This window comes from Mesorhizobium silamurunense (assembly GCF_014843825.1).
Taxonomy (GTDB): Bacteria; Pseudomonadota; Alphaproteobacteria; order Rhizobiales; family Rhizobiaceae; genus Mesorhizobium; species Mesorhizobium silamurunense.
On the sequence record NZ_JHQR01000430.1, the window covers coordinates 1 to 4248 of the forward strand.

Consider the following 4248-nt stretch of genomic DNA (forward strand, 5'->3'; position numbering starts at 1 on the left):
GTCGGGAATTGCGACGGGTCGGTGGTGCCGGGCGCGGCCGGCGGCGGCAGCTGATTCTGCGTCACCGTGCCGGAAGGCGCCGGCGTGAGCGGCGCCGGCTGCTGGTCATCCATCGACGAGAAGCGCGAGGTCGAGCAGCCGCTCGCAACGAGCGCGGCCAGCGATATGGCCAAAAGGCCAGTCTTCGAAAAAGTCATTCCAACCTCCGTCGGATCCGGTGGGGGGCGCCGTCCGCGTAAATACCTGCTTCACCAAGATGGCGAAGGTGGCAGAATTTCAACCCGATATGGTTAAAATAGGGTTTTCGGAGCCGCTGTTGCAAATTTATCGCAACCATCTTCCTCACCCAGGTCGGGTCGAGAAGCTGGACCGTAACCTCTTGAAATCTCAGGCTTGCAGCCGCGCGCTGGGCACGAAGACATAACCGTCCGGACCGACGATATAGCATTCGCGCAAGCCATGCGGCTTGTCGATGGAGCCCGCCAGCACGATGTGGCCGAGTGCTGCAGCCCTTTTCTCGACCGCATCCGGATCGGTGCCATAGAGACGTAGCTCGATACCAGCGCCGCGCGTTTCGGCGCCTGTAGTCACGCCGGTCATAGGATTGTCGAGATAAGAGTGGTCGGCATGCAGCATGAAGGTCGAGCCCAGCAGCTCGATCGCCGCAAAATCCTCGTCGGCGTAGATGATACGGGCGTCGAGCACGTCGCGGCAGAAGGCTTCCATCGCCGCCATGTCGGTGACCAGAAGGTTGACGCCCAGCCCACTCGGCAGCGAGCGGCCGAAATCCTCGGCCTTCATCCACGGTGTCTTGGTCCGCTTCTTTGCCACGGTGGTGTCCTCCACATGCCGATCCTAGTCGAAGCCGCCCTTTAGCCCTTGGCATTCGCCAGCAAAATGCTTGCGCCAGGCGGTGGCGTCCTTATCTCAGGGCGAGGGACGAAGAGTGGCGGAGAACGATGGCCGCAAGAACAAGAGCAGCCAACCGCTATTACAGCGGCCCGCCCAGCGATCACTTCGACGGCACACTCTTTTTCAATCCCGACGGCAGGCCGCCCGGGCGTTTCGCCGACCTCTTGAAATGGCAGTTGAGCGGCGGACGATCGAAATGGCCGGCGGCCTTTCCAAGCCCTTTTCCGCAAGCAAAACCCGACAAGAGGACCGAAGGCACGGCGCTTCGGCTCACCATGGTCGGTCACGCCTCGCTGCTCATCCAGACGGCCGGGCTGAACATCCTGACCGACCCGGTCTGGTCGGAGCGCGCTTCGCCCTTCGCCTTCGCCGGGCCGAAGCGGGTCAATGTGCCTGGCATCGCCTTCTCCGACTTGCCGCCGATCGACCTGGTGCTGGTCAGCCACAATCACTACGACCACCTCGACCTCGCGACGCTCAAGCGGCTGAAGCAAAGCCACGACCCGCGGGTGCTCATGCCGCTCGGCAACGACGCAATCATCGGCGCCGCCGTGCCCGGCATGCGAACGTCGGCGCATGATTGGGGCGACAGGATCGAAGTCGGCAACGGCGCCGCCATCCACATCGAGCCGACGCACCACTGGTCGGCGCGCGCCGCGCGCGACCGCCGCATGGCACTGTGGGCGGGCTTCGTTATCGAGACACCTGGCGGCAAGGTCTATTTCGCCGGCGACACCGGCTTCCATGGCGGCGCCAACTACCGCCAGATGGCGGAAAAGCATGGCGGTTTTCGGCTGGCCATCCTGCCGATCGGCGCCTATGAGCCGCGCTGGTTCATGGCGCCGCAGCACCAGAACCCGGAGGAAGCCGTGCAGGGCATGAAGCTGAGCAACGCCGCCCATGCCGCCGGCTGCCACTGGGGCACCTTCCAGCTCACCGACGAGCCGATCGAGGAGCCGGAGCAAAAGCTGGCCGAGGCATTGGCCGCCGAAGGCATTTCCCGCGAGCGTTTTCGCGCCATGCGCCCGGGCGAAGTGTGGGATGTGCCGTCCGCCTAGCCCGCCAGGCAGCGGAACCCGAAGCGCATGGCTGCGTTGCTTTCTTGACACAATTCGGCAGGGAGCCCGTCTCATGATCAAGTGGATCATCATCCTTCTGATTGTCGCAGCCGCCGCGAGCCTGCTCGGCATGCCGGCGCTGGCCGGTGCCGCCGCCCTGGGCGCGCGCGTCTTGATCGGCATCGTGCTGATCCTGTTCCTGCTGCTCGTGCTCGGCGTCTTCGCGGTAACCTAGGCTCGGCGTCTTCGCCGTAGGTCCGGCGCCTTCGCCGTCAGGCCGCGCCGGACTGGTAATTCCTGCCCGTTTCCGCCATATAGCGCCAAACGGACACGGAAATGACGGGATCGATGGCAGGCACCGCCCCCTTCGCCAAGATGAACGGCATCGGCAACGAGATCATCGTCGCCGACATGCGCGGGCGTGCCGACAGGGTGACGGCGGCCGCCGCGATCGCGCTCAATGCCGATGCCGCGACGAAGTTCGACCAGATCATGGCGATCCATGACGCGAGGACGGCGGGCACCGCCTACTATGTCGACATATTGAATTCCGACGGCTCCGGGGCGCAGGCCTGCGGCAACGGCATGCGCTGCGTGGTGCAGGCTTTGGCCGCCGAGACGGGCCAGAAGATTTTCACCTTCGAGACCCGCGCCGGCATCCTCAACGCAAAGGAACATGCCGACGGCACGATCTCGGTCGACATGGGCAAGCCGCGCTTCGGCTGGCAGGAAATCCCGCTCGCCGAGGAATTCCGCGACACGCGCATGATCGAACTGCAGATCGGCCCGATCGACGCGCCGGTGCTGCACTCGCCCTCTGTTGTGTCGATGGGCAATCCGCACGCCATCTTCTGGGTCGACCGCGACGTCTGGTCCTATGAGCTCGACCGTTTCGGCCCGCTGCTCGAGAACCATCCAATCTTCCCCGAGCGCGCCAACATCACCATCGCTCAGGTCACCTCGCCGCAAACCATGGTGATCCGCACCTGGGAGCGCGGCGCCGGCCTGACCAAGGCCTGCGGCTCGGCCGCTTGCGCCTCTGTAGTTGCTGCCGCCCGCACCAAGCGCACCGGCCGCAGCGTGTCGCTGCTCACGCCCGGCGGCGGCGAGCTGCATGTCGAGTGGCGCGACGACGACCACGTCATCCTGACGGGCGCTGCCGAATGGGAGTTTTCCGGCAGCTTCGACCCATCGACCGGCGCCTGGGCCCGCGATACCGAAAGCGCCGCCTGATGTCCGCTCTTCAAAAGGGTGTCGACGTCGTCACGTTCGGCTGCCGCCTCAACACCTATGAATCCGAGGTGATGCGCCGCGAGGCCGAAAGCGCCGGCCTCGGCACACTGGAAGGCGGCGCCGTCATCTTCAACACCTGCGCCGTCACCGCCGAGGCGGTGCGCCAGGCCAAGCAGGCGATCCGCAAGGCGCGCCGCGAGAACCCTGAGGCGCGCATCATCGTCACCGGTTGCGCGGCGCAGACCGAACCGCAGAATTTCGTCGCCATGGACGAGGTCGATCTCGTGCTCGGCAATGAGGAGAAGCTCAAGGCGAACTCCTACCGCGCGCTGCCCGATTTCGGCGTCAACGACACCGAGAAGGCGCGCGTCAACGACATCTTCTCGGTGCGCGAGACGGCGAGTCACATGGTCGACGCCATCGAAGGGCGGGCGCGCGCCTTCGTGCAGGTGCAGAACGGCTGCGACCATCGCTGCACCTTCTGCATCATCCCTTACGGCCGCGGCAATTCGCGCTCGGTGCCGATGGGCGCCGTGGTCGAGCAGGTCAAGCGCCTCAGCAATAACGGCTACGCCGAGATCGTGCTGAGCGGCGTCGACATGACCAGCTTCGGCGCCGACCTGCCCGGCAGCCCGAAGCTCGGCAAGCTGGTGAAGACGATCCTGCGCCAGGTGCCCGACGTGAAGCGGCTCAGGCTGTCCTCGATCGATTCCATCGAGGCCGACGACGACCTGCTCGACGCCATCGCCACGGAACCCAGGCTGATGCCGCATCTGCATTTGTCGCTGCAGTCGGGCGACGACATGATCCTGAAGCGCATGAAGCGCCGGCATTTGCGCGACCAGTCGATCCGCTTCTGCGAGGACGTGCGCAAGCTGCGCCCCGGCATCGTCTTCGGCGCCGATATCATCGCCGGCTTCCCGACCGAGACCGAGGCGATGTTCGAGAATTCGGAGAAAATCGTCGAGGAATGCGGCCTGACGCATCTCCACGTCTTCCCGTTCAGCCCGCGCGAAGGCACGCCCGCCGCGCGCATGCCGCAGGT

The 4248-nt window shown here is 65.2% G+C and carries 5 protein-coding genes and 1 pseudogene; 4 read left to right on the forward strand and 2 right to left on the reverse strand.

All coding sequences use genetic code 11. The annotated features are described in order from the left end of the window. Window positions 1-197 (reverse strand): annotated as a pseudogene (locus DH10_RS35785) (hypothetical protein); the annotation flags it as partial. 190 nt (window positions 198-387) lie between these two features. After that, complete coding sequence (locus DH10_RS35790; RefSeq protein WP_312891230.1) at window positions 388-831, reverse strand: VOC family protein; 444 nt, start codon at window positions 829-831, stop codon at window positions 388-390. A 128-nt stretch (window positions 832-959) separates the two neighbouring features. Here DH10_RS35790 and DH10_RS35795 point away from each other — a divergent pair, with 128 nt between their 5' ends. The 4 genes from DH10_RS35795 to mtaB all read left to right on the forward strand — a co-directional run. After that, window positions 960-1970, forward strand: coding sequence for an MBL fold metallo-hydrolase (locus DH10_RS35795; RefSeq protein ID WP_192246414.1), 1011 nt, complete (start codon window positions 960-962; stop codon window positions 1968-1970). 73 nt (window positions 1971-2043) lie between these two features. Next, window positions 2044-2205, forward strand: a complete 162-nt coding sequence (locus tag DH10_RS35800) for a DUF1328 domain-containing protein (RefSeq protein WP_192246416.1) — start codon at window positions 2044-2046, stop codon at window positions 2203-2205. 113 nt (window positions 2206-2318) lie between these two features. Continuing rightward, entirely contained in the window at window positions 2319-3203 is an 885-nt protein-coding gene (gene dapF / locus DH10_RS35805) for a diaminopimelate epimerase (RefSeq protein WP_192246418.1), read from the forward strand. After that, the coding region (gene mtaB, locus DH10_RS35810) for a tRNA (N(6)-L-threonylcarbamoyladenosine(37)-C(2))-methylthiotransferase MtaB (RefSeq protein ID WP_192385949.1) at window positions 3203-4248 on the forward strand (1046 nt) is incomplete at its 3' end. The genes dapF and mtaB, both read left to right, overlap by 1 nt.